A 22321-nucleotide genomic window follows, 5' to 3' on the forward strand; every position below is an offset into this window, starting at 1 on the left:
TGACAGGCACGGCCGAACACGGCGGGGGTCGGTGGGGCGGCTCGGGTCAGCCCTTGATCGCGCCGGTGAGCATGCCCTTCTTGAAGTGCTTTTGAACAAAGGGCGACAGGACGGCGACCGGAAGCAGGGCCATCACCATGACGGCCATCTGGATGGCCAGGGGGGAGAGTTGGCCGGTATTGATCTGGGCGGACAGGCCGACGGGGCGTTCCTGTTTCTGGACGAGCTGGATCATGACGTTCTGCAGCGGCATCATGTCCTGGTCGGTGAGGTAGATCGAGGCGTTGAACCAGGCGCTCCAGTAGCCCACCGCGTAGAACAGGGCGATGACCGCGAGGACCGCCCTCGACAGGGGCATCACGATCTTCCAGAGGATGCGCCAGTCGCCGGCGCCGTCGATACGGGCGCTGTCGACGAGCTCCGGGGAGATGCCCATGAAGAACGACCGCAGGACCAGGATGTTGAAGACGCTGACCGCGCTCGGGAGGATCAGCGCGAGATAGGTGTCGGTGAGACCGAGGGCCTGGACCAGGAGGTAGGTCGGGATCAGGCCCGCGCCGAAGAACATCGTCGCGAGCAGGGTCATCAGGAGCCAGCGGTGGCCGAGGGAGCCCGTGCGGGAGAGTCCGTAGGCGCACAGGACCGAGACCGTCATGCTGAACAGGGTGCCGACGAGGGTGACACCCACGCTGACCAGCGCGGCCCGCTGGACCTGGCCGCCGCCGAGAAGCTCCTGGTAGGCGACGAAGGTGATGCTCTTGGGGATGACGACCAGGCCGCCCGCCTCGTCGATGGTCTTCTTCGTCTGGAGGCTGGTGACCATGACGATCCACAGCGGGAAGAGGATCGCGAAGCAGGCGAAGCCCAGGGCGATGCCCTTGCCCGCGAGTCCGGCCCTGGCGGGTTCCTCCTCCCAGACCGGCCGTGGCGGGGCGGCCCAGCGGCTCGGTTTCTGCGGGGCCGGCCGCCGGCCGGCCTGCCTGGCAGTCTTGTCGAGGAGCGCGCTCATTTCTTGTACACCCCCTGCTCGCCCATGAGATGGGCGACCTTGTTGGCGACGAGGACCAGGGAGACGCCGACCAGACCCTTGATGAGTCCCGCCGCGGCGGCATAGCTGAAGTCCTGGTTGCGGATGCCGTTCCACCAGACGTAGGTGTCGAGGACCTCGGAGGCGTCGACGCCCACGGCCGAGCGTTGGAGGAGGAGTTGCTCGAATCCGACGGTGAGGGCGTCACCGACGCGGAGCACCAGGAGCAGGGCGATCACCGGGCGCAGGGCGGGCAGGGTGATGTGCCACATGCGCCGCCAGCGGCCCGCGCCGTCCATGGCGGCGGCCTCGTAGAGGTCGTGGGAGACGGAGGAGAGCGCGGCGAGGAAGACGATGATGCCCCAGCCTGCGTCCTTCCAGATCATCTCGACGGTGACCAGGTATTTGAAGGTCTCCGGGTTGGTCATCAGGTCGAAGCCCTCGACGCCGTGCCGGCGCAGGGTCTGCGCGATGATGCCGGCGCCGCCGAAGATCTGCATGAACACGGTGACGACGAGGACCCAGGAGAAGAAGTGCGGCAGGTACATCACCGCCTGGGCGACCGCCCGGACCCGGGGCCTGACCACGCTGTTGATGAGCAGCGCGAGCAGGATCGGGACCGGGAAGAACAGCACCAACTGCAGGAAGAACAGCACGAACGTGTTCTGCACCGCGTGCCAGAAGGCCGAGTCCGCGACGATCCGCTCGAACTGCTCCAGCCCGACCCAGGGGCTTTCCAGCATGGCGACGAAGCCGTTGTCGCTGAGGTAGGGGTCGTAGTCCTGGAAGGCCACCACATTGCCGAGGATCGGTATGTAGTTGAAGACCACGAGGAGCAGGACCGCGGGCAGCGTCATCAGGATCAGCGTGCGGTCACGCCGGAATCTGAGCCGCAAGCTCAGCCTGCCGGTGCGTCTTTCCCCCCGGGGCCGTGACCCGGCGGCGTCACCGGACGCCACCGGGGGCTGCTCGGGGGGCTTCGCCTCGGCCCCGGGCCGGGGCACCGTGCTGTGGGACACGGCCTTCTCCTTGCCTCGGGCCCCGGGTCAGCTCGCCGAGCCGGTCTCGTCGAGCAGCTTCTTGTACCAGTCGCGCAGTTTGTCGCCGCCCTTGCTCTTCCAGTCGGACACCGCCTGCTGGACGTCGCTGATCTTCTTGCGGCCGCGGACGGTGTCGTCCTCGAGCTGCTCGAAGTTGTCGGCGAGGTTGGCCCAGCGGTTGGGCTCGGTGATGGTCAGCCCGAAGAAGGAGGTCTTCTTGGTGAAGGCGCCCATGCGCTGCTGCCACTCGACGATTCCCTTGGTGATCTCGGGCAGGTCGGGGTAGGCGACGTACGGGGCGGGGTTGCCGGTGTAGTCGTAGGCGCCGTTGACCTCGTTGACACCCTGGGTGGTCTTGACCGGCAGTCCCTTCTTCGTCTCGTAGTCCGTGCCCTCGACGCCGTAGGCGGTGAGCATGAACTCCTTGGTGCCGTAGGGGGCCGCGCAGTAGTTGCAGAGGGCGAGGAAGTCCTTGATCTGCTGCTTGGTCGCCTTCTTGCTGATGAAGGTGAAGATGCTGGCCGGCTGGCCGGCCCAGAGCGTGGGGTCGCCGCCGTCGGCGCCGAAGTAGTCGAACGCGGCCATGTCGAAGTCGGGGTTCTGGGTGCGCTGTTCGGCCGTCTTTCCCCACCAGTCGGAGATGTTCTGGTTGTAGACCAGCACCTCCCCGGCGGTGAAGCGGTTGCCCGCGGTGCCGCCCGCCTTGATGTTGAGGGCGTCGGGGTGGACCACGCCGGCCGCGTAGAGCTTGCGCGTCCACTCCAGGGCTTCCAGGTACTCCTCGGTCTCGACACGGTTGACCAGCTTCCCGTCGACCATGTTCCACCACAGCTCCTTGTCGCCGCCGGGGAAGACGCCGTGGATGTGGAACGCCGCCCACTTCATGTCGTCGCAGGCCCACAGCTTCGACTTGGCGTCGGTGGCCTCCTTCGCCCAGGACAGGAACGCGTCGGGGCTCTTCGGGACCTCGTAGCCCTTCTTCCCGAAGAGGTCCCTGCGGTAGAGGGGCGCGATGTTCGTGACGTACGAGCCGGGCATCGGGATCCCGCGGAGCTGGCCGCCGAAGATGGCGCGCTGCCAGGCCTCGCTGGGGACGGCGGCGAGGTTCGGGTACTTCTTGACCTTGTCGCCGGAGAGGTAGGGGCCGAGGTCGGCGAACTTGGCGTTGATGGCGCTGGGTATCTTGCCCATCAGGTTCCAGGCGGGCACGACCACCGCGTCGGGGATGTCGCTGGAGGCGAGGACCGCGCCGAGCTTCTGGTCGTAGGTGATGCCGTCCTGGTTCTGCCAGATGACCTCGACCCCGATGGCCTCGTTCATCGCCTGGTAGTACGGGTTGTCACCCTTGGGTGGGGTCCCCCAGAACGGCGACATGACCTTCAGCCGGCCGCCGCTGCCGAGCTTCTTCGGGACCGAGGTCTTCAGTTCCGCGGTGGGGATCGCCTTGGTGAAGCCCGCCGCCGAGCCGTTCTTCGCCGGGATGTCGGGGGCCACGACGGTCGAGGCGACGAACGCCGGAAGGAGCTTCTGCGCGTCCTTCCCGGACGTGGTGCCCTCCTTGCGGCCCTCCTGCGAGCCGCCGCAGGCGGACAGCAGAGGCACACCTCCCGCCACGACGGCGGTGGCAACCGCCGTGGAGGCGAGGAAGCTTCTCCGGCTCGGGGCGGAGGGGGCGGCGGAGTTCGGCGTCATTGCGTCAACCCTTCATGGCGCACACCAGGACACCCGGCGGTGGCCGTCGGCTGCGGTGTCTTGAGTGGGACTGGTTGTGCTGAGGCGATGTAACCCATGACCGGCGGAGGGACGGGGAGGCGGGCGAAGCGGTCCCCACGCCGTCGAAGCGCTTCGATGTTGCTGCGAGGTTAAGTGAACGACCGGGGGTGCACAAGGGTCGATTCCCAGATTCCCCGGAGGTATGGACAACTGACGCGACCCCCGGAACGGGGCCTGTATGACAGTGAGGAAACAGATCCGTTGCGCCTTGGTCTCTTGACACCCACCCCACGGTCGAATGAGCATCGAAGCGCTTCGAAAGTGCCTCGCCGCTCCATCACAAAGGGAACCCCACGTGACCGCTCAGACGCCGCCTGTGCCGCCGTTCCGTGATCCGCAGCTGCCGGTCGCGAAGCGCATCGACGACCTGCTCCAGCGGCTCACCCAGGACGAGAAGATCAGCTTTCTGCACCAGTTCGCACCCGCGGTCGAACGTCTTGGCGTCGCCGCGTTCCGCACCGGCCAGGAGGCCCTGCACGGGGTCGCCTGGATGGGTCCCGCGACGGTGTTCCCGCAGGCCGTCGGTCTCGGCGCCACCTGGAACGAGGACCTGGTACGCCGGGTCGGCGAGGCGGTGTCCACCGAGGTCCGCGCCATGCGGGCCCGCGACGACCGCGTCGGTCTCAACGTCTGGTCCCCGACGGTGAATCTCCTGCGTCACCCCCTGTGGGGCCGCAACGAGGAGGGCTACTCCGAGGACCCGAGGCTGACCTCGGCGATCGCGACCGCGTACACCCGGGGCCTGCGCGGCGACCACCCCACGTACTGGCGCACCGCCCCCGTCCTCAAGCACTGGCTGGCCCACAACAACGAGACCGACCGCTCCGAGACGTCCTCCTCGGTCCGCCCGCGCGTCCTGCACGAGTACGATCTGCGCGCCTTCCGCGCGACCGTCGAGGCGGGCGCGGTCGCCGGCGTCATGCCCGCGTACAACCTGGTCAACGGCCGCCCCAACCATGTCTCGCCCTACCTGGCCGAGCATCTGCGCACCTGGACCGACGAACCCCTGCTCGTCTGCTCCGACGCGGGCGCCCCGTCGAACCTGGTCGACTCCGAGCACTACTTCGACACCCACGAGGAGGCGACCGCCGCCTCGCTGCGCGCCGGCGTCGACAGCTTCACCGACCACGGCACCGACAGCTCGACGATGACCGGACGCATCCGGCGCGCTCTCGACCGGGGCCTGCTGACCGAGGACGACATCGACGAGGCGGTCCGCCGCCAGCTCTCGGTCCGCTTCCGGCTCGGCGAGTTCGACCCCGGGGCCGACCCGTACGGCGACGTCAAGGACTTCGACACCCCGGCCCATCGGGCCCTCGCCCAGGAGGCCGCCGAGCAGGCGATCGTCCTGCTGAAGAACGAGGGCGGTCTGCTGCCGCTCCCCGGGGACACCCGGATCGCCGTCGTCGGCCTCCTCGCCGACGAGTGCAAGCTGGACTGGTACAGCGGCACCCTCATCCACCGCTCGACCCCGCTGGAGGGCCTCCACGACCGGTTCGGCGCCGAGCGCGTGACGTTCGCGGAGGGCGTGGACCGGGTGAGGCTGCGCACGGCGGGCGGCGCGTACCTGGCCGTCCCCGAGTCCGGCGACACCGCCGACGAGGCGCCCGGTGCGGCGGGCGCCCTCGACCCGGCGCTCCTCGCCGGCCGTTCGGACCTGCCCCCGCTCACCACCGACCCGACCGGCACCGAACTCGCCCTGGTCGACTGGGGCGAGGGCGTCCTCACCTTCCGTGCGCCGGACGGCCGTTACCTTTCGGTCGCCGAGGACGGCCGGGTCCGTGCCGCCGCCGACCAGCCGGGCGGCTGGGTGGTCCAGGAGACGTTCCGCCTGGAACCTCACGAGAACGGTCACCTCCTCAAGCACACAGGGACGGGCCGGTACGTCACTGTCGCCGCCGACGGCGTGCAGGTTGCCGACGGGAATCCGGAGGTCTTCGAACTCGTCGTGGTCCAGGCGGGCGAGGAGGCGGTGGGACAGGCCGCCGCCGAGGCCGACGTGGTCGTCGTGGTCGCGGGCAACGACCCGCACATCAACGGCCGGGAGACCGAGGACCGCACCACCCTCGCCCTCCCCGCCCACCAGGAGCGGCTGTTGCGCGCGGCCCGTGCCGCCAACCCGAACACGGTCCTGGTCCTGGTCTCGGCCTACCCGTACGCCGTCGACCCGGCCGATCTGCCCGCCGCCCTGTGGACCGCCCACGGCGGCCAGGCCTCGGGCACCGCCCTGGCCCGCGTCCTCGCCGGCGACGTCTCCCCCGCCGGCCGCCTCCCCCAGACCTGGTACGCCTCCGACGCGGACCTGCCCGACCTCCTCGACTACGACGTGATCGGCGCCCGCCAGACCTACCTCTACTTCGAGGGCGAACCGCTGTTCCCGTTCGGCCACGGCCTGTCGTACGGGGAGTTCGCGTACGAGAACCTCGACGCCCGGGTGGAGCCGGGCCGGGACGGGGGTGGGGACGAGCTGACCGTCTCCTTCACCGTCACCAACACGAGCACTGTGGGCGCCGACGAGGTCGCCCAGCTCTACGTCCGAGCGGTGGACCCCTCGGTCCCGCGCCCGCGCCGCGAACTGGCCGGCCACCGCCGTCTCACCCTCGCCGCCGGCGCCGCGACCGAGCTGACCTTCCGGCTGCCGCTGTCCGCCCTGGAGTTCTGGGACGTGGCCCACGGCACCTGGCGGCTGGCACCGGGGGCGTACGAGGTGCTGGCCGGCGCGTCCAGCGAGGACATCCGCCTGCGCACGACCATCGAGGTCGAGGGCGAGCCGCTCACCCCGCGGCCGGTCCGCGAACGCGGCCTCAACGCGGCGGACTTCGACGAGCAGCGCGGCACGGAGATCGTCGACCGCACCAAGGCGGCGGGCGACGCCGTGACACCCCTGGGCGCCGCCTCGGGTGAACTGATCTTCCGCGGCTGCGACTTCGGGCCGGGGGTCACCGGGATGTCGGTCGAGGTGGCGGGCGGGGGAAGCGTCGAGTTCTCCCTCATCGGCGGCCCGGTGCTGGCGACCCTGACGCTCGGCACCCCCACCGCGGACCCGTACACGTACACCACCCTGCACGCCGCCGTCTCCGCCACCGAGGTGCACGACGTCCATCTCAGAGTCCGCGGCCCGCTGCGGCTCGCGCGCGTCGGCTTCTCCGGTTGAGGGTCCGGAAGCAGGCCGGCACACAGAAGGGGCCCGGCACCGGAAGGCATCGGTGCCGGGCCCCTTCATCCCGGGATCTGACACCAGAATATATGAAAACGATTGTCAGAGGCTAGAGGTGCGCTCCTCGTTTTCCGCGTCCCGCCTTCCTCGCCCGGCGGCTACCGGCCCGCTCGACCCCGCCGGCAGCTCGGCCAGGCGCTTGTCGGCCGCGGGCACCCCGGCGTTCCGCGCCTTTCGAAGCGCGGTCTCGGCTCCGGCGAGACCGCCGCGTTTCTGCCGGAACTCGGCCAGGGCCAGAAGCGCGTCCGCCTCTCCGCGAACCACCAGCGACGTCAACAGGTCTTCCGCTGCGCCCCACTCACCCCGCGGGGCACGCGCCCGCGCCAGTTCCTTCATGCGGTCAGGCCAGTCGCCGGCCAGTTCCTCGGCTTCCCTGGTCCGCCCGCCGCGCATCAGGAGACGGATCAGTTGGTTCGCCGCTGAGTCGTGCCCTTCCCGGAGAGCGCGCCTGTGCAGGCGTTCCGCCTGCTTGAGTCTGCCCTCCGCCTCCCTCAGGGCGGCCAGTTCCAACAGGACGCAGTCCAGGCCGAGGTTGTAGGCCCTCCAGAACAGGGCGGCGGCAGAGCGGTGGTCGCCCATGAGGAGCAGATCGTCCGGATCGATCGGATGCCAGAGTCTCCACCCGTGCGGCAGGCGCCTGATCGCCTCGTACGCCGCCCGGGACTTCCCCGTGGAGGAGTCGCCCAGCAGGACCTTGACGACGCTCCTCCCCCCGCGGGCCTGGTCGACGGCGGCTTCGAGCGCGTCGTCGAACGGACGGCGGAGGCAGCGGGGAAGCGAGCTGCCCTGCGGGTCGTCCCCACACTCCAGCCCCGCCACGCATGCCGCGATCCTTCCGCACCTACGGTCATCAACCGGAGGCGGGGTGCTGCCCGCTCGGATAATCCAAGTGCGGTCCGGTCGTCCCTCGTGATACCCCTCCCGACCATGGGCGATCTTGTGACAGCGCGGCTCGTGCTTCATCCGATGACGGTCAGCGAGGCTGAGCGAGTGGTGGCGGGCGAGCCGGATGGCGATGCCCGATGGGCGCCCGGGTACCCCACCGATGGGGACGTGTCCGCCGCCAGGCGCTTTGTGGGCACCTGCGCGGACACCGGTGATCCCCGACCGTTCGGTAACTATGAGATCCGTCGCCGCGAGGACGGTCAGGCGATCGGCGGTCTGGGCTTCCACGGACCTGCGGACGACAACGGCAGCGTCACGATCGGCTACGGTCTCATCCCGTCAGCGCGAGGCAGGGGATACGCCTCCGAAGCCCTCCGCGAGCTACTGCTGTTCGCCCGGGCACGCGGCGTCACCTGCGTGAAAGGCGACGCCGACCACGACAACATCGCGTCCCAGCGCGTCATGATGGCAGCTGGCATGCGGCCGGCCGGAGAAGACGAACGCGTCAGGTACTTCGAGATCGCCTGGACCGACACGACGGCGGATACTGACCCACGCTCCTAGCCAAACCCGCTGACATCAGGGGGTCGTCATAGGACGACGGCCCCGAAGCAGGAACGGCCGCAGCCCCCGCACACGGGGCTGCGGCCGTTAATCTCCCACCAGTCCCGTGGCGAATCAGAGGGCGAGGCCGGTCAGCACCAGCACCCGCTCGTACGTGTAGTCGTCCATCGCGAACCGGACGCCCTCGCGGCCGACGCCGGACTGCTTGGCGCCGCCGTACGGCATCTGGTCGGCGCGGTAGGACGGGACGTCGCCGATCACCACGCCGCCGACCTCCAGCGCACGGTGGGCGCGGAAGGCGGTCTGCAGGTCGTGGGTGAAGACGCCCGCCTGGAGGCCGTACTTGGAGTCGTTGACGGCGGCGAAGGCCTCGGCCTCTCCGTTCACCTTCTGGACGGTGAGGACGGGGCCGAAGACCTCCTCGCAGGAGATCGTGACGTCGTCCGGTACGTCGGTGAGGACGGTCGGCGCGTACGAGGCGCCGTCGCGCTTGCCCCCGGTGAGGAGGGCGGCCCCCGCGTCGACGGCCTCCCGCACCCACGCCTCGACACGCTTCGCCGCGTCCTCGCTGACCAGCGGACCGACGTCGGTGGCGGCGTCGGACGGGTCGCCGGTGACCTGGGCCTCCACGGCGGCCACGATCCGCGGCAGCAGCCGGTCGTACACGGACGCGTCCGCGATCACCCGCTGGACCGAGATGCAGGACTGGCCGCCCTGGTAGTTGGAGAAGGTGGCGATGCGGTTCGCGGCCCAGTCGAGGTCCTCGTCGGAGGCGTAGTCGGCGAGCACGACCGCCGCGCCGTTGCCGCCCAGCTCCAGCGTGCAGTGCTTGCGCGGCACCGAGTCCATGATCGCGTAGCCGACCTTCTCGGAACCGGTGAAGGAGATGACCGGCAGCCGCTCGTCCTGGACGAGGGCCGGCATCCGGTCGTTCGCGACGGGGAGGATGCTCCACGACCCGGCGGGCAGCTCGCTCTCGGCCAGCAGCTCACCGAGGACCAGACCGGAGAGCGGGGTGGCCGGGGCGGGCTTCAGGATGATCGGCACACCGGCCGCGATCGCCGGGGCGATCTTGTGGGCGCAGAGGTTCAGCGGGAAGTTGAACGGCGCGATGCCGAGGACGACGCCCTTGGGGAAGCGGCGCGTGAGGGCGAGCCGTCCCTGACCGCCCAGGTCGGTGTCGAGGCGCTGTGCCTCACCGCCGTTGAACCGGCGGGCCTCCTCCGCCGCGAACCGGAACACGGACACGGCACGGCCGACCTCGCCGCGGGCCCACTTGACCGGCTTGCCGTTCTCGGCGGAGATCAGCTGCGCGATCTCCTCGGTCCGTTCGGCCAGACGCCGGCTGACGTGGTCCAGCGCGGCGGCCCGTACGTGCGCCGGCGTCGCCGCGAACTCGTCCCGCACGGCGTACGCGGCGGCCACCGCCTCCTCGACCTGCGCGTCCGTCGGCACGCTCACCCTGCCGACGAGCCGGTCGTCCCACGGCGACGTGACATCGAACGTGGTCTCACCGGTGGCCTCGCGGCCGGCGAGCCAGAAGGCATGCGTGGCGGTCATAGTCGTTCCCGGCCCTTCGGTGCGTCTCTGTACAACCTCTTCTCGGCTCCACGGTAGGGCCGGGAAGCCGGGGGGTCGTTTGTCCGGCGCGTATGAGTGGGGCGGGGGGTTGCTCCGCTTTGGTGCGGTGGTGGGTGGGGCCGGGCGCCGGATGACTCGAGGGTGCGGGTGGGTGGACGGGCACGGGCGCGTCGTGGCGGGTCGCGCAGTTCCCCGCGCCCTGAAGACGGCCTGCGGCCCCTTCGTCAAAAAGCGGGGGCCGCAGGCCCCGCTGTTTGAGGGGCGCGGGGAACTGCGCGATCAGCCCCCACCCACCCGCACATACCCACTCCCCCTGGCGGGGTCGAAGGGGCGCAGCCCCTGGCGACGGAACGGGTAGGGGCGGCGGGGGCGAAGAACCCCCGGTCACTCCCCCGCCGCTGACGTCGCCTTCAACGCCAGCCACAACTCCATCCGCACATCGGGATCGTCCAGCGACCGCCCGAGAATCTCCTCCACCCGCCGCATCCGGTACCGCAACGTATGCCGATGCACCCCGAGATCGGCCGCCGCCGCGTCCCACTGGCCGTGCCGCGACAACCACGCCCGCAACGAGGCCACCAGGTCCCCCCGCCCGGTCGCGTCATGCTCGCGCAACGCACGCAGTAGCCCGTCCGCGAAGGCTCGCACCGCGTCGTCCGCGAGCAGCGGCAGCACGGACCCGGCCGCCAGGTCCTCGTGCTCGACCAGACACCGCCCCCGCCGCCGCGCCACTGACAACGCCTGCTCTGCCTGCTTGTACGCGGCCGAGACCGCTATGGGCCCGGCGGGCGCGGAGAGACCGACGACGAGTTCCCCCTCCTCGGCGAAGACGGAGGCCGCGGAACCGGCCGCGGCGGAGGCGGATCCCGACCCCCCGGCCGACGTCCCGCCCGCACCCCCCGCACCCCCCGCTCCCCGCACCGTCGCCGCCCGTGCCGTCTCCAGAGCCGCCGCGAACTCCCCGCACGCGGCCACCGCCGCGCCCCCGTCCACGGCGAGCACGACGAGGCGCTCCCCGTCGGGCACGACGAGCACCGTCTCCCCGCCCCGCGCGGCCGCCGCCTCGACGACCTCGGCAAGCTGCCCGAGCGGATCACCGTGCGCGGAAGCACCGGCCGGAACGGCCGCCCCACCACCGGCGGCGCCACTACGGGCGGTCTCGCCCCCGGCGACCGCCGCGCCACTCCCGGCCGAGCCGCCGCCGACCGCCCCCTCCGCCCGCGCCCGAGCCGCCGACGCGGAGCCCGACTCCGCGAGGATCAGCCGGAACGGGGCATCCAGCAGCTCCCCGTACAGGTCCCCGGCGACGGCCCGCGCGTGGTCCGGTTCCCCGGCGAGCAGCATCCGCAGCACCGCCGCCCCGATCCGCTGCTCGGCGGCGCGCAACGAGCGTGACCTCTCCGTCGTGAGCGTCAGCAGCGCGATCGCCGAGTGGACGGCGTACCGCTCGGCGGTGCCCAGGGCGGCGGCCGTGCCGACGGCGAGTGCGGCGCGGGCCCGGCGCCCGGTGCCGAGGGAGTGCAGCTCGACGCGGTCCTCGCCGCCGACGACCGCGCTGGCCGGGGCGGGCCGGTCCCGCAGCCGTTCGACGTCGGCGGTGAGCCGACCGGCCCGCCGCTCCGCCCACTCGGGCGCCACCGCCACCACGGCACCGGAGGCGTCGTAGAGCGCGGCCCAGCCGTCGACCTGCGCGGCGAGCGCGGCGAGCACCCCCTCGGGGCCGGCGCTCAGCGCCTGCTTGGTGAGTTCGCGCTGGGCGGCGAAGCCCGCCGTCACCGCCCGGTACTGGTCGGCGGCGATGGCGGCCGACACCGCCTTGCTGATCGCGAGGAAGGGCGTGCGCCGGGGCACCTCCAGCAGGGGCAGCCCCTCGGCGTGCGCCGCTTCGACGAGCGCCTCAGGGACCTCCTCGTAGTTCACCCCGACCCCGAAGCCGAGCCCGACGACTCCGGCGCCGACCAGCCGCCGTACATAGCGCCGCATCTCCTGCGGATCCTCCGCGTCCAGCTTGAGCGCGGTGCTCAGCAGCAGTTCGCCACCCTCCATGTAGGGCACGGGGTCGGCGAGTTCGCTGACGTGGGCCCAGCGGACGGGCACGTCCAGGCGGTCCCCGCCCGCCCGCACGGTCAGCTTGAGCGCGGAGTGGTGGACGAGCGAGGCGAGCGTCGGGGGCATCAGGCCTTCAGATAGTCGGACCGGCGTCGGGGCATCGGGATCTCGGCCGTCTCGGCGATCAGCGTGGGTACGTTTTGGCCGCTGCGTATGAACGGCCTGTCCCGATTCTGCCTCACCGTAGGGTCGCCGCGCGCCCCCTCCGCCGTGTCGACCGCGCCCCGGGGCGGTCAGTTCCGCAGGTTCACCAGCAGCGGCGGCGCGTGCTCGCCCCGGACGTTCGTGAGCGACAGCACCGCGTGGCCCGGCGGAACCGCGTGCGCCAGTTCGGACGCGGACCAGCGCTCCCGTTCGACCTGCCGCACGGTGACGGCGCGGGCGGTCGGGGCGTGTCCCGTGATCACCCGGCGCAGCGCGTGCCATGCCTTGCCCGCCGGGGAGTCCGCGATGATCTGCCGGTCGGTGACGTCGCGCGCCTCGGTCCACTCCTTGCCCCAGACCTCGGCGAAGTCCTGCCCGTCCCACGGGGTGATCCCGGACAGCGCGATGCGGCAGCCGGTCGCGCCGAGCAGCGGCCCGCGCAACGGCCGGGGCACGTCGTCGAGGGTGCGGAGGGTGAGCACCGTGCCGGCGTTGGCGGACCGCAGCCGTTGGATGCCGCGCACGGCCTCCGGGGTGATGACGCCCGTCGCGTCGTCCAGCACCAGGCATGCGAACAGCGAGCGGTCCTCCCGTACCGCCACGCTCGCGGTGAACTGCGCGAGCACCAGCCGCGCCAGGATCCGTGAGGCGTCGGCGTGGCCGCGCTGGGGGAGGTCGATACGCACCCGTACGGGATGGTCGAGCGCCTGGAGGGAAAAGGGCCGGGACTGGCCGGAGGTGTCGAAGAAGCCGGCGAAGGCGGGCCGGTCGAGCAGGGCGACCCGGTCGGCCAGGACGGAGCCGACGTCGCCGGGGTGCCCGAGCTGCCGCTCCCGAGCGTCCAGCTCCCGCAGCAGCGAGTCCTGTCCGGCGTCCTGGAGCGCCTTGCGCAGCTCGCCCAAGGGGCCGGGGGCTCCGTCCAGCAGCTGCCGCAACTGCGGTACCGACGGGAACCGTCCGTGCACCGCCCGGAACGGCCCGAGCAACTGTGCGAGCACGGTGGTCGAACGCCGGCTGTCGCCGCCGGGGTGCGGGTCGGCGAGATCGCCGACGAGCGCCTCGGCGAGCACGGCGGCCGCCTCGTCGGGGTCGGTGGTGCCCCCGTAGAGGTCCAGGTCGTACACGGACTCCGGGTTGCCGATGCGGACGACGACGTCGTAGGCGTCGGCCGGGCCGAGCCCCGCGCCGGCCGCGCCCACGACCACGACCGCGGCGCGGCCGGCCAGCGCGTGCAGACACAGCGACTCGGCGACGGGCCACACGATGCCCCCGGTCTTGCCCGACCCGGCGGGACCGACGGCCAGCAGGGAGGTGCCCAGCAGCTCGGGGCCCAGGGCGAGGCCGGTGCCGCGGTAGGCGTAGGGGTTGCGGGCGTCGTCCGCCGTCGTGCCGAGCCGGACCTGCCCGGTCACCATGTCGTGCTGCGCGAGCCTGCTCGGGAGGTCCCGCTCCCCCGAGGGATGCAGACACGCCGCCGCGCCGTCCTTCAGCACCGCGCCCGTGAACGTCGCCATGCTGTGCCGCCCACTGCGCACCCCCTGCCAGGCCCGCATGATCCGTGCGTGATCCACGTCCCGCATGAGCCCGGCCGCCGCTTCGGCGACGAGCCGGTCGGCGACCTCGACGGCCCCGGCCTCCCTGAGCTGCGGCCACTCGGCGGGGTCCCGCTCGGGCGGCGGTACGGCCTGGCGCTCCTGGGGCCGTTTGAAGCGCGGGGCGCCGTACCGGCGCCAGACCTCGCCCCAGCGGCCGAGCCGCCCTACGCCGATCATGATCGCCAGGGCGACGACCACGTACCAGACATAGCTGAGAACAACCGCGGAGTACGAGTGGGCGGGGGCCCAGGAGTCCGGGATCATCGCGTAGAGCGGCACCAGCCACCAGCCGCCGAGATAGCCGTTCCAGAGGAGGGACCAGATCAGCCAGCCGACGAGGAAGGCGATGACCGCGCCGCCGAGGAGCTGGCGGCCGGGGACGATCTCGGGTTCCTCCTCGGGTCGCGGGCGATGGCCGAGCCGCCAGACGCCGGGCGCCGCGTCCGGCCGGGGGGCCCGCAGCCAGGTGAGGAAGGCGTTCCCGTCGGGCCTGGGCGGCGCGCCCGGCACCCCGGCGGGCATGGGAGGCAGCGGAGGCACCGCGGGCATCTCCGGCGACCCCGCCGGACGCGGCACAGGATTCGCATGGGTGCCCCGCGCGTCCCGCGTCCCGTCGCTGTTCATCGCCTTGCCCCCTGACCAGCCGTTCCGTCCACCATCAGCGTGCCAATCTAACGCTCCTGGAAAGGGAGTTCACCGCATACGCGGCCGACTGCCCACCCGGGCTCACCGTTTTACGCGGTGGGACGCACACCCGTACCCACGGTTCCTCCATGTCCAACGCGGACAAGACCAACCCTCGACACCGCCCACATGGAGCATGCCCAGCCTCCGGTCCCCGTCCTAGCCTGCGAGAAAAGAAGACAAGCGTCCGTAACGCCCCCAGGAGCCCCACATGAGCGCACTTCCGCAGGAGCGCCGCGTAGTCACCCCCATCCCCGGCCCGAAGTCGCAGGAGCTGCAGGCCCGTCGTACCGCCGCGGTGGCGGCGGGTGTGGGCTCCGTGCTGCCGGTGTTCACCGCGCGCGCGGGCGGCGGGATCATCGAGGACGTGGACGGCAACCGGCTGATCGACTTCGGTTCGGGCATCGCCGTGACGAGCGTCGGCGCCTCCGCCGAGGCCGTCGTCCGCCGGGCCTCCGCCCAGCTCCAGGACTTCACGCACACCTGTTTCATGGTCACCCCGTACGAGGGCTACGTGGCCGTCGCCGAGGCCCTCGCCGAGCTGACCCCGGGCGACCACGCCAAGAAGTCCGCCCTGTTCAACTCGGGCGCCGAGGCCGTCGAGAACGCCGTGAAGATCGCGCGTGCGTACACCAAGCGGCAGGCCGTCGTCGTGTTCGACCACGGGTACCACGGCCGCACCAACCTGACGATGGCGCTCACCGCCAAGAACATGCCGTACAAGCACGGCTTCGGCCCGTTCGCCCCCGAGGTGTACCGCGTGCCCGTCGCCTACGGCTACCGCTGGCCCACCGGCCCGGACAACGCGGGCCCGGAGGCCGCCGCGCAGGCCATCGACCAGATCACCAAGCAGGTCGGCCCGGAGAACGTCGCCGCGATCATCATCGAACCGGTCCTCGGTGAGGGCGGCTTCATCGAGCCCGCCAAGGGCTTCCTCCCGGCCATCAGCAGGTTCGCCTCCGACCACGGCATCGTCTTCGTCGCCGACGAGATCCAGTCGGGCTTCTGCCGCACCGGCCAGTGGTTCGCGTGCGAGGACGAGGGCATCGTCCCCGACCTGATCACCACCGCCAAGGGCATCGCCGGCGGTCTCCCGCTCGCGGCGGTGACCGGCCGCGCCGAGATCATGGACGCCGCCCACGCGGGCGGCCTGGGCGGCACCTACGGCGGCAACCCGGTCGCCTGCGCGGGCGCCCTCGGCTCCATCGAGACGATGAAGGAGCTCGACCTCAACGCCAGGGCGAAGACCATCGAGGCGATCATGAAGGCCCGCCTCACGGCCATGGCCGAGAAGTTCGACGTCATCGGCGACGTCCGGGGCCGCGGCGCCATGATCGCCATCGAGCTGGTCAAGGACCGCACGACGAAGGAGCCGAACCCGGAGGCGACCGCCGCGCTGGCGAAGGCCTGCCACCAGGAGGGCCTGCTGGTCCTGACCTGTGGCACCTACGGCAACGTGCTGCGCTTCCTGCCGCCGCTGGTCATCGGCGAGGACCTCCTGAACGAGGGCCTCGACATCATCGAGCAGGCGTTCACCCGCATCTGAGCCGTCGGCGAATCCCCCTGCAAGTCCCGAGCGCGCCCCCTGTTGCCGTCCACGCCTTGCACGGGGCGCGCATACGGAACCACCCATCCGCCTCCGACGTCCCACGCTTCCCGGAACCGGAATACCACCCCGGACTCCGGTGGCTGTGGACAAGCGTCGGAGGGCGTGAAGAAGGTGTGCAAGGTGCATGTCGGGTCGCGTTTTCGCCTGTCGTCACCGCACCGCCTGTCGTAGGTTCTGGGGCAGATGAGAGATACACCCCGCCCGCAGGGGACTGTGGGTGACACCCGGACGGGGCCTCCCCAGCTTCGTCCTGGTCGTGCCCTCGCGCACACACCCGGAGCTTCCGGTTCCGGATCTCCTCACCGATCGGATGGCCGCTCGCCCCAAACCCCCCGGGGCGCGCGGCACACCGATCCGGACGGCCGCTCTCGAACCACCCCCCCTGTTCGAGGGCGGCCGACCATCTTCTCCGGCCGCCGCGCCGCACTCCTCCTTCTCGGCCTTCCGGGCCTCCTCTTCACGCTGATCACCTGGCAGGTCGTCGCGCACGGTCCACTGGCCCACATGGACGAACGTGTCAGCGACCTGCTCGTGCGCCGGGGCGCCGCCACGCAGTTCCTCGCCGACCTCGGCAACGTCACGGTCGCCGTGCCGGTGCTCGGGCTGGTCCTCGTGTTCGTCGCGTGGCGCACGCGTGCCACCGGTACGGACCACTGGTGGCGACCCGCCGCCGGCGCCGCCGCGCTCATGGCGGCCGTACCGCTCTGGGTCGTCCCGCTGAAGGAGCTCATCGCCCGCCCCGGCCCCGCGATCATGGGACCGGGCACGGGCTTCTATCCCTCCGGTCACACGGCGACCGCCGCCGTCGCGTACGGCGCCGCCGCCCTGCTCCTCCTGCCCGTGCTGCGTGGGGCCCCGGCGCGCGCCGCGGCCGTCTGCTGCGCGGTCGTCCTCAACCTCGGCGTCGGTGCCGGCCTGGTGCGCCAGGGCTACCACTGGCCGCTCGACGTGCTGGCGAGCTGGTGCGTGTGCGCGCTGCTCCTCGCCGCGCTGGGCCGCTGGTCGCGACACCGCTGCCGTACCCCTGACGACGGGGCCTAGCGGTCCCGGTCCCCGGCCGGGCCAGCCGCCGCCTCGTGCATCGCCAGTTCCAGCAGGGCCGGGTCGGTCAGGGTGCCGGTGCCGTCCGGGGGGACCAGCCAGCGGACGCCGCCGGACGTCCGGCCGGGGTACGGCACCACGATCCAGGTGCCGCGGCCCGCGCTGCGCACCCCGGTCCCGAGCCAGCGGGACGCGGTGCCCGGGGGCACGAAGAAGCCCATGCGGTCGTCGCCGAAGTCGACGAGCACGGGCCCGGGTCGGTCGATGACGCGGGTCAGGACGTCCAGTGTGGGGTAGCCGAGCTTCCCCGGCAGGATCAGGACGTCCCAGGCGCGGCCCGCCGGGAGCAGCGTGACTCCCAGGGGGTTGCGTTCCCACTCCCAGCGGCAGACCTCGGGATCCGGCGCCGCCGATGCCAGCCACTCGATCGCTGTCTTGGCCCCAGTCATGACGGGACCTTCCTCTCTATAGAGCTCCGTCGGACGCGGTTGGCGTCAGGAGCACCGACAGCGGTGCGGGCCGGGCATTACGCGGGTTTCCCTCATTTCCTGGTGGTGAATCCGAGAACGGCGATCGAGCTGGGCGTACGCCTATACCGAAACGGCGTACGCCCGTAGCTCACGAGCGCGTTGGTGCGCCCCCTACATCCTCTGCTCGGAATCAGCTGTCGAAGCCCAGCCCCAGGCGGTCCATGGCTTTCAGCCAGAGGTTGCGCCGGCCGCCATGGGAGTCGGCACGGGCGAGGGACCACTTGGTGAGGGCGATACCGGTCCAGGCGAACGGCTCGGGTGGGAACGGCAGGGGCTTCTTGCGGACCATCTCCAGTTCGGTGCGCTCCGTGCGCTCCCCCGCGAGCAGGTCGAGCATGACCTCCGCGCCGAACCGGGTGGCGCCCACGCCCAGCCCGGTGTAGCCGGCCGCGTAGGCGACCCTGCCCTGGTGGGCGGTGCCGAAGAACGCCGAGAAGCGGGAGCAGGTGTCGATGGCGCCGCCCCAGGCGTGGGTGAAGCGGACGCCCTCCAGCTGCGGGAAGCAGGTGAAGAAGTGACCGGCGAGCTTGGCGTAGGTCTCGGGCCGGTCGTCGTACTCGGCGCGCACCCGGCCGCCGTACGGGTAGATGGCGTCGTAGCCGCCCCACAGGACGCGGTTGTCGGCGGAGAGCCGGAAGTAGTGGAACTGGTTGGCGGAGTCCCCGAGCCCCTGTCTGTTCTTCCAGCCGATCGACGCCAGCTGGTCGGCGGTGAGGGGCTCGGTCATGAGGGCGTAGTCGTAGACCGGGACGGTGTACGCGCGGACGCGCTTGACCAGGCTGGGGAAGATGTTCGTGCCGAGGGCGACCTGTCGGGCGCGGACCTGGCCGTACGGGGTGCGGACGGCCATGCCGGCACCGTACGTCTTCAGGCTGAGCGCAGGGGTGTGCTCGTAGACGCGGACGCCGAGCCTCACGCAGGCGCGCTTGAGGCCCCAGGCGAGCTTGGCGGGGTGCAGCATGGCGACGCCCCGGCGGTCGTGGAGGCCGGCCTCGAAGGTCGGTGAGGCGACCTGCTCGCGGACGGCGTCTGCGTCGAGGAACTCGATGCCGTCGGCGAGGCCCCTGCGGCTGATCTCGTCGTACCAGTCGCGCAGTTCCCAGGCCTGGTACGTCTCGGTGGCGACGTCGATCTCACCGGTGCGTTCGAAGTCGCAGTCGAGGTCGTGCCGGGCGACCGCCGCCTCGATCTCGTCGAGGTTGCGGGCGCCCAGTTCCTCCAGTTTGTGGATCTCGTCCGGCCAGCGGCTGAGGCCGTTGGCCAGACCATGGGTGAGGGAGGCGGCGCAGAAGCCGCCGTTGCGGCCGGAGGCGGCCCAGCCCACCTCACGGCCTTCCAGCAGGACGACATCCCGTCCGGGGTCGCGTTCCTTGGCGATGAGCGCGGTCCACAGTCCGCTGTAGCCGCCGCCGACGACCAGCAGGTCGCAGGTCTCGGCGCCGGTGAGGGCGGGTTCGGGGTGGGGCTTGCCGGGGTCTTCCAGCCAGTACGGGACCGGCTGTGCGTCGGAGAGAGACTTTGTCCAACCAGGGGGTCTGGGGGTGTTGCCCCCAGAATTGAAGGGCATGGCGCTTGGGGCCATGATTTCAACTCCCTACAGAATGATCCGACGGGCGGCGTTATGCCTTCTGCCGCTTTCTGCGGTTCGTGACGACCATTCCGGCCACCACGAACAATACGGCGATGAGGAACATGGCCGTACCGATGACATTGATCTGGACGGGCGTTCCGCGCTGTGCGGAACCCCAGACGAACATGGGGAAGGTGACGGTCGAGCCCGCGTTGAAATTGGTGATGATGAAATCGTCGAAGGAGAGCGCGAATGCGAGGAGCGCGCCTGCCGCGATACCGGGGGCGGCGATGGGGAGGGTGACGCGGAGGAAGGTCTGGACGGGGCCGGCGTACAGGTCCCGCGCGGCCTCCTCCAGCCGTGGGTCCATCGACATCACGCGTGCCTTGACGGCGACCACGACGAAGCTGAGGCAGAACATGATGTGGGCGATGAGGATCGTCCAGAAACCCAGCTCTGCACCCAGGTTGAGGAAGAGGGTGAGCAGCGAGGCGGCCATCACGACTTCGGGCATCGCCATCGGCAGGAAAATCAGCGAGTTGACGGCGCCCCGTGCGCGGAACCGGTAGCGGACGAGCGCGAAGGCGATCAGGGTGCCGAGGACGGTCGCGCCGAGGGTCGCCCAGGCGGCGAGCTGGAGGCTGAGGGTGAGCGAGCCGCACAGGTCGGCGACGCCGCACGGGTCGGTCCAGGCGGCCGTGGAGAATTCCTGCCACTCGTAGTTGAAGCGGCCCTTCGGCTGGTTGAAGGAGAAGACCGTGACCACGACATTGGGCAGGAGGAGGTATCCGAGGGTGAGCAGTCCCGCGATGACGACGAGATTCCGCTTGAGCCAGTTCAGGAAGGCCATTTAAACCAGATCCTCCGTCCCGGACTTACGGATGTAGACCGTGACCATGATGAGGATCGCGGCCATGAGGATGAACGAGAGGGCCGCGGCCGTCGGATAGTCGAGAATCCGCAGGAACTGGCTCTGGATGACGTTGCCGATCATCTGGGTGTTGGTGGAGCCGAGGAGTTCGGCGTTCACGTAGTCGCCGCTGGCGGGGATGAAGGTCAGCAGGGTGCCGGAGACGACACCGGGCATGGACAGCGGGAAGGTGACCTTGCGGAAGGTGGTGAACGGCGTCGCGTAGAGGTCGCCGGCCGCCTCGTGCAGCCGCCCGTCGATGCGCTCCAGCGAGGTGTAGAGCGGCAGGATCATGAACGGCAGGAAGTTGTAGGTGAGGCCGCAGACCACCGCGAGCGGGGTGGCCAGCACCCGGTCGCCCGCCGTGAGGCCGAGCCAGCTGGTGACGTCCAGGAGGTGCAGCGAGTTGAGGGCGCCGACCACCGGGCCGCCGTCCGCGAGGATCGTCTTCCAGGCGAGGGTGCGGATCAGGAAGCTGGTGAAGAACGGGGCGATCACCAGGATCAGGATCAGATTGCGCCAGCGTCCCGCGCGGAACGCGATCAGATACGCCAGCGGGTAGCCCAGCAGCAGGCACAGGATCGTCGCCGTGCCGGCGAAGAGCACCGAGCGCAGGAACTGCGGGTAGTACTCGCTGAGCGCGTCCCAGTAGGTCGCGAAGTGCCAGGTGACCTGGTAGCCCTCCTCCAGGGAGCCCGTCTGCACGGACGTGGAGGCCTGGTAGACCATCGGCATCGCGAAGAACACGAACAGCCAGATCAGACCGGGCGCGAGGAGCAGGTAGGGCGTCCAGCGGCCCCTTCTGCGGGGCGGCTTCGCCGTCGGTACGGGGGCGAGGGGCGGTGGCGCCTCGGCTTCGGTGAGGGTCGACATCACAGGGCCGCCCCCTCTTCGACGCCCGCGGAGCCCGCTGTCCCGGCAAGCAGGGACTGGGAGGCGTCCAGGCCGAACGTGTGGGCCGGGCTCCAGTGCAGGACGACGTCGGCGCCGGGGACCAGGCGGGCGTCGCGGTCGATGTTCTGGACGTACACCTCGAACTCGGGGCAGACGGAGCTGTCGATCACGTACTGCGTGGAGACCCCGATGAAGCTGGTCGCGGCGATCTTCCCGGTGATGCGGTTGCGGCCGACCGGGATCTCGCCCGCGTCGTCCGCGTGCGTGAGGGTGATCTTCTCCGGGCGGATGCCGACGAGGACCTTGCCGCCGGTCGTCGCGGGCGCCGAACAGCGTGCCTCGGGCAGGACGAGTTTGCCGTCGCCCGCCTTCAGCACGATCTCCTCGCCGCTTCTGGAGTCGACCTCGGCCTCGATGAGGTTGGAGGTGCCGAGGAAGTTGGCGACGAAGGTCGTCTTGGGGTTCTCGTAGAGGTCGGTCGGGGAGCCGAGTTGCTCGACCCTGCCGCCGTTCATCACGGCGACCATGTCGGCCATGGTCATGGCCTCCTCCTGGTCGTGCGTGACATGGATGAAGGTGATCCCGACCTCGGTCTGGATGCGCTTGAGCTCCAGCTGCATCTGGCGGCGCAGCTTGAGGTCGAGGGCGCCGAGCGGCTCGTCGAGGAGCAGCACCTTGGGGTGGTTGATCAGGGCACGGGCGACGGCGACGCGCTGCTGCTGGCCGCCGGAGAGCTGGTGCGGCTTCTTGCGCGCCTGCTCGCCGAGCTGGACCAGGTCCAGCATCTCGTCGACCTGCTTCTTCACGCTCTTGAGGCCGCGTCGGCGCAGTCCGAAGGCGACGTTCTCGAAGATGTCGAGGTGCGGGAAGAGGGCGTACGACTGGAAGACGGTGTTCACCGGCCGCTTGTACGGCGGGAGGTGCGTCACGTCCTGGTCGCCCAGCGAGACCGTGCCGCAGGAAGGTTCCTCCAGGCCGGCGATCATCCGCAGCGTGGTGGTCTTGCCGCAGCCGGAGGCGCCCAGAAGCGCGAAGAAGGAGCCTTCCGGCACGGTCAGGTCGAGCGGGTGCACGGCGGTGAAGGAGCCGTAGGTCTTGCCGATGCCGGTGAGGCGGACGTCACCGCTGCTGTTCTGTGTGGTCTTCAT

The 22321-nt window shown here is 70.9% G+C and carries 16 protein-coding genes; 4 read left to right on the top strand and 12 right to left on the bottom strand.

The genetic code is table 11. The annotated features are described in order from the left end of the window. Positions 1–46: 46 nt before the first annotated feature. From ACZ43N_RS28530 to ACZ43N_RS28540, 3 genes are read right to left on the bottom strand one after another with little or no spacing between them, the layout of a single operon-like run. Positions 47–1009 (bottom strand): carbohydrate ABC transporter permease, encoded by a 963-nt coding sequence (locus ACZ43N_RS28530; protein ID WP_468101537.1) that lies wholly within the window; start codon positions 1007–1009, stop codon positions 47–49. Beyond that, positions 1006–2046 carry an ABC transporter permease gene (locus ACZ43N_RS28535; RefSeq protein WP_468101539.1) on the bottom strand — a complete coding sequence of 347 codons (1041 nt, stop codon included), beginning with the start codon at positions 2044–2046 and terminating at the stop codon, positions 1006–1008. Before ACZ43N_RS28535 ends, ACZ43N_RS28530 begins: the two co-directional genes overlap by 4 nt. A gap of 27 nt (positions 2047–2073) precedes the next feature. Continuing rightward, positions 2074–3759, bottom strand: a complete 1686-nt coding sequence (locus tag ACZ43N_RS28540; protein WP_468101540.1) for an extracellular solute-binding protein — start codon at positions 3757–3759, stop codon at positions 2074–2076. 376 nt (positions 3760–4135) lie between these two features. On the opposite strand from ACZ43N_RS28540, the gene ACZ43N_RS28545 reads away from it, so the two are divergent. Continuing rightward, positions 4136–6994 (top strand): glycoside hydrolase family 3 C-terminal domain-containing protein, encoded by a 2859-nt coding sequence (locus tag ACZ43N_RS28545; RefSeq protein WP_468101542.1) that lies wholly within the window; start codon positions 4136–4138, stop codon positions 6992–6994. 105 nt (positions 6995–7099) lie between these two features. Here the strand turns inward: ACZ43N_RS28545 and ACZ43N_RS28550 are convergent, their stop codons facing one another. Beyond that, positions 7100–7876 carry a hypothetical protein gene (locus tag ACZ43N_RS28550; protein ID WP_468101544.1) on the bottom strand — a complete coding sequence of 259 codons (777 nt, stop codon included), beginning with the start codon at positions 7874–7876 and terminating at the stop codon, positions 7100–7102. 108 nt (positions 7877–7984) lie between these two features. Between ACZ43N_RS28550 and ACZ43N_RS28555 the strand changes: the two genes are divergently transcribed. Beyond that, positions 7985–8506 (top strand): GNAT family N-acetyltransferase, encoded by a 522-nt coding sequence (locus ACZ43N_RS28555; RefSeq protein WP_468101546.1) that lies wholly within the window; start codon positions 7985–7987, stop codon positions 8504–8506. Positions 8507–8620: 114 nt separating this feature from the next. On the opposite strand, the gene ACZ43N_RS28560 is transcribed toward ACZ43N_RS28555, so the two are convergent. The 3 genes from ACZ43N_RS28560 to ACZ43N_RS28570 all read right to left on the bottom strand — a co-directional run bounded on the left by ACZ43N_RS28560 (position 8621) and on the right by ACZ43N_RS28570 (position 14559). Then, on the bottom strand, positions 8621–10066 hold the full coding sequence (locus ACZ43N_RS28560) for an aldehyde dehydrogenase family protein (RefSeq protein WP_468101548.1): 1446 nt from the start codon (positions 10064–10066) through the stop codon (positions 8621–8623). 405 nt (positions 10067–10471) lie between these two features. Then, entirely contained in the window at positions 10472–12262 is a 1791-nt protein-coding gene (locus ACZ43N_RS28565) for a PucR family transcriptional regulator (RefSeq protein WP_468101550.1), read from the bottom strand. A gap of 167 nt (positions 12263–12429) precedes the next feature. Next, complete coding sequence (locus ACZ43N_RS28570) at positions 12430–14559, bottom strand: ATP-binding protein (protein WP_468101552.1); 2130 nt, start codon at positions 14557–14559, stop codon at positions 12430–12432. 271 nt (positions 14560–14830) lie between these two features. Here ACZ43N_RS28570 and gabT point away from each other — a divergent pair, with 271 nt between their 5' ends. After that, the gene (gene gabT, locus ACZ43N_RS28575; RefSeq protein WP_468101554.1) at positions 14831–16165 is read left to right on the top strand and encodes a 4-aminobutyrate--2-oxoglutarate transaminase; all 1335 of its coding nucleotides are present in this window, start codon (positions 14831–14833) and stop codon (positions 16163–16165) included. Positions 16166–16441: 276 nt separating this feature from the next. Beyond that, entirely contained in the window at positions 16442–17269 is an 828-nt protein-coding gene (locus tag ACZ43N_RS28580; RefSeq protein ID WP_468101556.1) for a phosphatase PAP2 family protein, read from the top strand. On the opposite strand, the gene ACZ43N_RS28585 is transcribed toward ACZ43N_RS28580, so the two are convergent. From ACZ43N_RS28585 to ACZ43N_RS28605, 5 genes are all read right to left on the bottom strand, one after another. Next, positions 17266–17718, bottom strand: a complete 453-nt coding sequence (locus tag ACZ43N_RS28585) for a bifunctional DNA primase/polymerase (RefSeq protein WP_468101558.1) — start codon at positions 17716–17718, stop codon at positions 17266–17268. The genes ACZ43N_RS28580 and ACZ43N_RS28585 overlap by 4 nt on opposite strands. A 211-nt stretch (positions 17719–17929) precedes the next feature. Further along, positions 17930–19381: an NAD(P)/FAD-dependent oxidoreductase gene (locus ACZ43N_RS28590; protein ID WP_468101559.1), complete on the bottom strand. Its 1452-nt coding sequence runs from the start codon at positions 19379–19381 to the stop codon at positions 17930–17932. Between the two features lie 37 nt (positions 19382–19418). Beyond that, positions 19419–20219, bottom strand: a complete 801-nt coding sequence (locus tag ACZ43N_RS28595; RefSeq protein ID WP_468101560.1) for an ABC transporter permease — start codon at positions 20217–20219, stop codon at positions 19419–19421. Then, positions 20220–21152 carry an ABC transporter permease gene (locus tag ACZ43N_RS28600; RefSeq protein WP_468101562.1) on the bottom strand — a complete coding sequence of 311 codons (933 nt, stop codon included), beginning with the start codon at positions 21150–21152 and terminating at the stop codon, positions 20220–20222. It lies immediately after the preceding gene. Then, the gene (locus ACZ43N_RS28605; protein ID WP_468101564.1) at positions 21152–22321 is read right to left on the bottom strand and encodes an ABC transporter ATP-binding protein; all 1170 of its coding nucleotides are present in this window, start codon (positions 22319–22321) and stop codon (positions 21152–21154) included. The genes ACZ43N_RS28600 and ACZ43N_RS28605 overlap by 1 nt, the downstream gene beginning before the upstream one ends.

Source organism: Streptomyces sp. NPDC030814, from assembly GCF_055572155.1.

Coding starts and splice junctions, on each gene's coding strand:
- ACZ43N_RS28530 (WP_468101537.1), bottom strand. CDS start 1,009: ATGAGCGCGCTCCTCGACAAGACTGCCAGGCAGGCCGGCCGGCGGCCG.
- ACZ43N_RS28540 (WP_468101540.1), bottom strand. CDS start 3,759: ATGACGCCGAACTCCGCCGCCCCCTCCGCCCCGAGCCGGAGAAGCTTC.
- ACZ43N_RS28555 (WP_468101546.1), top strand. CDS start 7,985: ATGGGCGATCTTGTGACAGCGCGGCTCGTGCTTCATCCGATGACGGTC.
- ACZ43N_RS28560 (WP_468101548.1), bottom strand. CDS start 10,066: ATGACCGCCACGCATGCCTTCTGGCTCGCCGGCCGCGAGGCCACCGGT.
- ACZ43N_RS28565 (WP_468101550.1), bottom strand. CDS start 12,262: ATGCCCCCGACGCTCGCCTCGCTCGTCCACCACTCCGCGCTCAAGCTG.
- ACZ43N_RS28570 (WP_468101552.1), bottom strand. CDS start 14,559: ATGAACAGCGACGGGACGCGGGACGCGCGGGGCACCCATGCGAATCCT.
- gabT (WP_468101554.1), top strand. CDS start 14,831: ATGAGCGCACTTCCGCAGGAGCGCCGCGTAGTCACCCCCATCCCCGGC.
- ACZ43N_RS28585 (WP_468101558.1), bottom strand. CDS start 17,718: ATGACTGGGGCCAAGACAGCGATCGAGTGGCTGGCATCGGCGGCGCCG.
- ACZ43N_RS28590 (WP_468101559.1), bottom strand. CDS start 19,381: ATGGCCCCAAGCGCCATGCCCTTCAATTCTGGGGGCAACACCCCCAGA.
- ACZ43N_RS28595 (WP_468101560.1), bottom strand. CDS start 20,219: ATGGCCTTCCTGAACTGGCTCAAGCGGAATCTCGTCGTCATCGCGGGA.
- ACZ43N_RS28600 (WP_468101562.1), bottom strand. CDS start 21,152: ATGTCGACCCTCACCGAAGCCGAGGCGCCACCGCCCCTCGCCCCCGTA.
- ACZ43N_RS28605 (WP_468101564.1), bottom strand. CDS start 22,321: ATGAAGACCACACAGAACAGCAGCGGTGACGTCCGCCTCACCGGCATC.